The organism is Amycolatopsis rhizosphaerae, assembly GCF_007713715.1.
Taxonomy (GTDB): Bacteria; Actinomycetota; Actinomycetes; order Mycobacteriales; family Pseudonocardiaceae; genus Amycolatopsis_E; species Amycolatopsis_E rhizosphaerae.
This window is the reverse complement of sequence record NZ_VJWX01000537.1, coordinates 1-4,741: the sequence shown is the minus strand read 5'-3', so window position 1 is coordinate 4,741 and position 4,741 is coordinate 1. Positions and strand designations below refer to the sequence as shown.

Sequence of the window (4,741 nt, the reverse complement as noted above, 5' to 3'; positions counted from 1 at the left end):
GTCGCGTTCGTTTCCGGCCGTGCGCGCCGCGAGCGGCTGCACGCCGAGTGAAACGGCAGGCCACGGTTCTGCCGGCCGCCACCCCGGTGACACCACGGCCCGCTCCGTGAAGAGACCCCCTCGTGAAGCCACGAGGGGGTCTCTTCCTGCGCCCGCTCAGGGGACCTGCAGCACACGCTGCTCCGATTCGATGCTGCGGCGCAGCTCCTCACGGGAGAGCGACATGTTGCCGCACTCGCAGCCGGCCGGCAGCAGGTCCTCGCTGAAGGTGTCCGCTTCGAGGAGGTCGACGTAGTCCGGAGCCCGGGTCCCGTGGTGGGCGACGTCGACGAAGTCCCGTGAACCGTGCGCGCGCGTCCCGGTCTGGGTGGCGACCACCCGCCCGGCCCCGGTGTCGTACACCGAGGCGACGTGGTGGCTGCGGCCGCAGCGCACCCGCAGCACCACGTGCTTGCGCCGGTCGGCACCAAGCTGCGCCAGCGCCTCCTCCGCGACGGCACGTCGTTGGCTGGGCGAGAGGTACTCGCTGGTCATGACACCTCCTGGACAGGAGTCGTTCGGATGCTCACCTTCACCGTGGCCGCCTCCGGAGGGGGCCAAGAGAGGCGAACGTCCCGAATCCGGGGGGCGAACGGACCACGTCGGGACTTTGGGCCGCACGAGCCGGTTACCTCCAGCCCTGCCCGGTGCCCGGCACCGCGCGCAGAGTGGGGTCACCAGCACCGGGGCGAGCGAGCGAGGTGAGGTGCCTGCCATGTCCTGGACGCCGATCGGCAAGCCCGCCCCGGTCCGCGAGAACGCCAACCTCACCGACTACGCCGCCGCCCGGCGCGACTTCAGCTGGGAGGCCGAGCGGCGCGGCCTGTCCGGGCTGCCCGGCGGGCACGGGCTCAACATCGCCTACGAGGCCGTCGACCGCCATGCCCGGGGCCCGCGCCGGGATCACGTCGCGCTGCGCTGGGTGGACCGCCACGACCGGGTCACCGAGTACACCTACCGCGAGCTGGCCGAACGCAGCGGCCGGTTCGCCTCGCTGCTGGGGCACCTTGGCGTGCGGCGCGGCGATCGCGTGTTCACCCTGCTCGGCCGGGTCCCCGAGCTCTACGTCGTGGTGCTCGGTGCACTCAAGGCCGGCTGCGTGGTCTCGCCCCTGTTCTCGGCGTTCGGGCCGGAACCGGTCCGGCAGCGGCTGAACCTCGGCGGGGCGGCCCTGCTGGTGACCACCCCCGAGCTGTACCGGCGCAAGGTCGCCGGGATCCGGGACTCGGTCCCGTCGCTGCGGCGCGTCCTGGTGACCGGCGACGAGGACGGGCCCGGGACGTCCGCGCTGTCCCCGGCGCTCGCGGCCGCTTCACCCGAGTTCGAGATCGGGCCCACCAGTCCGGAAGATCCCGCACTCCTGCACTTCACCAGCGGGACCACCGGCACCCCCAAGGGCGCGCTCCACGTGCACGAGGCCGTGCTCGCCCACTACGTGACCGCCCGCCACGCCCTGGACCTGCGGCCCGCCGACGTCTTCTGGTGCACCGCCGACCCCGGCTGGGTGACCGGCACCTCCTACGGGGTGATCGCGCCGCTCGCACACGGCGCCACGCTGGTCAGCGACGAGGGCGAGTTCGACGCCCGCCGCTGGTACTCCGTCCTGGCCGCGCAGCGGGTGTCGGTGTGGTACACCGCGCCCACCGCGCTGCGGATGCTCATGCGCCACGGCCCGGACACGGCCTCCGGATACGACCTGACGGCGTTGCGGTTCATCGCCAGCGTCGGCGAGCCGCTCAACCCGGAGGCCGTGGTGTGGGGTCAGGAGGTGCTGGGCCACCCGGTGCACGACAACTGGTGGCAGACCGAAACCGGCGCGATCATGATCGCCAACCTCGCCGCCGAGGAGGTCCGCCCCGGTTCGATGGGGCGCCCACTGCCGGGGATCGAGGCGGGTCTGCTCCAGCGCGGTCCCGACGGGCGTGCGCTGGTGACGGACGGGCGGGTGCGGGAGCTGACCGGCGCCGGTGAGGAGGGCGAGCTCGCACTGCGCCCGGGGTGGCCCTCGATGTTCCGGGCCTACTGGGGGGACCGCGAACGGTACGAAAGGTCCTTTTCGGACGGCTGGTACCTGACCGGCGACATCGCTCGCCGCGACGCCGACGGCTACTACTGGTTCGTCGGGCGCGCCGACGACGTGATCAAGTCCGCCGGGCACCTGGTGGGCCCCTTCGAGGTGGAAAGCGCGCTGATGGCCCATCCGGCCGTGGCCGAGGCCGGGGTGGTGGGCAAGCCCGACCCGGTGGCAGGCGAGTTGGTGAAGGCCTTCGTCACCCTGCACGAGGGGTATCCGCCCACCGAGGAACTGCGCCTGGACCTGCTGGCCTTCGGCCGCCGCGCGCTCGGCGCGGTCGCCCCCAAGGAGATCGCCTTCGACCAGCACCTCCCGCACACCCGCAGCGGCAAGGTGATGCGGCGCCTGCTCCGGGCCAGGGAACTGGGCCTGCCCGAGGGAGATCTATCCACATTGGAGAGTGTGCCGTGACCGCCCGTACCGCCCGCGCGAAGAAGCGGCTGGAACTGCTGCGCCAGATGATCCGGATCCGCCGTTTCGAAGAACGGTGCGTCGAGCTCTACAGTGCCACCGCCATCCGCGGGTTCCTCCATCTCTACACCGGTGAGGAGGCCATCGCGGCCGGTGTCATGCAGGGCATCGGCCCCGAGGACCAGGTGGTCTCCACCTATCGCGAACACGGGCACGCGCTCGCCCGCGGCCTGCCGATGGACTCGGTGATGGCCGAGATGTACGGCAGGCTCAACGGATGCAGCCGCGGCCGTGGCGGCTCGATGCACCTGTTCGACGCGGGGCGCCGGTTCTACGGCGGCAACGCGATCGTCGGCGGCGGGCTGCCGCTCGCGGTCGGCCTCGGCCTGGCCACCGCGATGAACCACCGTCCACTCGTCACCGTCTGCCTGTTCGGCGACGGCGCGGTGTCCGAGGGCGAGTTCCACGAGTCGCTCAACCTCGCCGCGCTGTGGCGGCTGCCGGTGCTGTTCTGCTGCGAGAACAACCTCTACGCGATGGGCACCGCACTGCACCGGGCCCAGTCGCAGACCGACCTCGCCCTGCACGCGGCCTCCTACGGCATGCCGGCCTGGCCGGTGGACGGCATGGACGTGCTCGCCGTGTGCGAGGCCGTGGACAAGGCGGTGGAGTCCCTCCGCGGCGGAGCGGGGCCGCACTTCCTCGAACTGCACACCTACCGCTTCCGCGCGCACTCGATGTACGACTCCGACCGCTACCGCGACCGGGCCGAAATAGACCGGTGGAAGGAGCGCGACCCGATCCCGTTCCTGAGCCGGATCATGGCCGCCGAGGACGGTTTCGACCCGGCCGAGACCGCGGCCATCGAGTCCGAAGTGGACGCCGAGATCGAGTCGGCCGTCGCGGCCGCCGAGAACGGTGAGCTCGAACCGGTGGAGGAGCTGACCCGGTTCGTCTACTCGGAGCGGTCATGACCACGATCACCTACCGGGAGGCCCTGCGCGAGGCGATCCGGGAGGCGTTGCGCGAGGACGAGCGGGTCTTCCTGATGGGTGAGGACGTGGGCGCCTACGGCGGCTGTTTCGGGGTCAGCCTCGGGCTGCTGGAGGAGTTCGGGCCGGAGCGCATCCGCGACACACCGCTTTCGGAGTCGGCGTTCGTCGGTGCGGGAATCGGCTGCGCCCTCGGCGGCATGCGGCCGATCGTGGAGATCATGACGGTCAACTTCAGCCTCCTGGCGCTGGACCAGATCCTCAACAACGCGGCCACGCTGCTGCACATGTCCGGCGGCCAGCTCAACGTGCCCCTGGTGATCAGGATGACCACCGGGGCGGGCCGCCAGCTGGGCGCGCAGCATTCGCACAGCCTGGAGGGCTGGTACGCGCACATCCCCGGCCTGCGCGTGGTCGCGCCCGCCACCCTCGAAGACGCACGCGGCATGCTCGCCACCGCGCTCGCCGATCCCGACCCGGTGCTGCTGTTCGAGCACGGCTCGCTCTACAACTATTCCGGAGAGCTCGACGAGCACGCCGGGCCCGTCGACCTCGACCGGGCCGCCCTCCGGCGGCCGGGCAGGGACGTCACGCTCGTCTCCTACGGCGGCACCCTTTCCACCGCCCTCTCCGCCGCGGAAGAACTCGCCTCGCACAACGTCGAGGCCGAGGTGGTGGACCTGCGAACGCTGCGCCCGCTCGACGAGGAGACCGTCCTTTCCTCGGTGAGCCGCACGCACCGGCTCGTGGTCGTCGACGAGGGCTGGCGCAGCGGAAGCCTGTCCGCCGAGATCGCCGCCCGGGTCACCGAGAACGCGTTCTACGAGCTGGACGCGCCGGTCCAGCGGGTCTGCAGCGCCGAGGTGCCGATGCCCTACGCGCGGCACCTGGAGCAGGCCGCCCTCCCCCAGCCCGCGCGGGTCGTCGCCGCCGCGCTCGAGGCGGTGGGGTGAATGGCGCGGTTCGTGATGCCCTCGCTCGGCGCCGACATGACCGAGGGCACCGTGCTGGAATGGCTGGTCCACCCCGGTGACCAGGTTCGCAAGGGCGATCTCGTCGCCGTCGTGGACACCGCGAAGGCGGCGGTCGACGTGGAATGCTTCACCGGCGGCACGGTCAGCGAAATCCTCGTTCCGCCCGGCGAGAAGGTTCCGGTCGGCACCCCGCTCGCGGTGATCACCCCCGCGGGCGCCGAGACCCCCGAGGCGCCCGAGGTCCCCAAGCC

Annotated in this window: 5 protein-coding genes; 4 read left to right on the top strand and 1 reads right to left on the bottom strand. The window is 71.9% G+C overall.

Annotated features, from left to right (window positions below; genetic code table 11):
- Positions 1–156: 156 nt before the first annotated feature.
- A complete protein-coding gene (locus FNH05_RS32485) occupies positions 157–534 on the bottom strand; it encodes a hypothetical protein (protein WP_246128077.1) in 378 nt (125 codons plus the stop codon).
- 220 nt (positions 535–754) lie between these two features.
- Here FNH05_RS32485 and acsA point away from each other — a divergent pair, with 220 nt between their 5' ends.
- From acsA to FNH05_RS32465, 4 genes are all read left to right on the top strand, one after another.
- Positions 755–2,524 (top strand): acetate--CoA ligase, encoded by a 1,770-nt coding sequence (acsA, locus tag FNH05_RS32480; RefSeq protein ID WP_144592666.1) that lies wholly within the window; start codon positions 755–757, stop codon positions 2,522–2,524.
- Complete coding sequence (pdhA, locus tag FNH05_RS32475) at positions 2,521–3,498, top strand: pyruvate dehydrogenase (acetyl-transferring) E1 component subunit alpha (RefSeq protein ID WP_246128076.1); 978 nt, start codon at positions 2,521–2,523, stop codon at positions 3,496–3,498. Before acsA ends, pdhA begins: the two co-directional genes overlap by 4 nt.
- Positions 3,495–4,469 (top strand): alpha-ketoacid dehydrogenase subunit beta, encoded by a 975-nt coding sequence (locus tag FNH05_RS32470; RefSeq protein WP_144592665.1) that lies wholly within the window; start codon positions 3,495–3,497, stop codon positions 4,467–4,469. Before pdhA ends, FNH05_RS32470 begins: the two co-directional genes overlap by 4 nt.
- Positions 4,470–4,741 (top strand): biotin/lipoyl-containing protein (locus tag FNH05_RS32465; protein WP_342781642.1); only part of this gene is annotated, 272 nt, incomplete at its 3' end. It lies immediately after the preceding gene.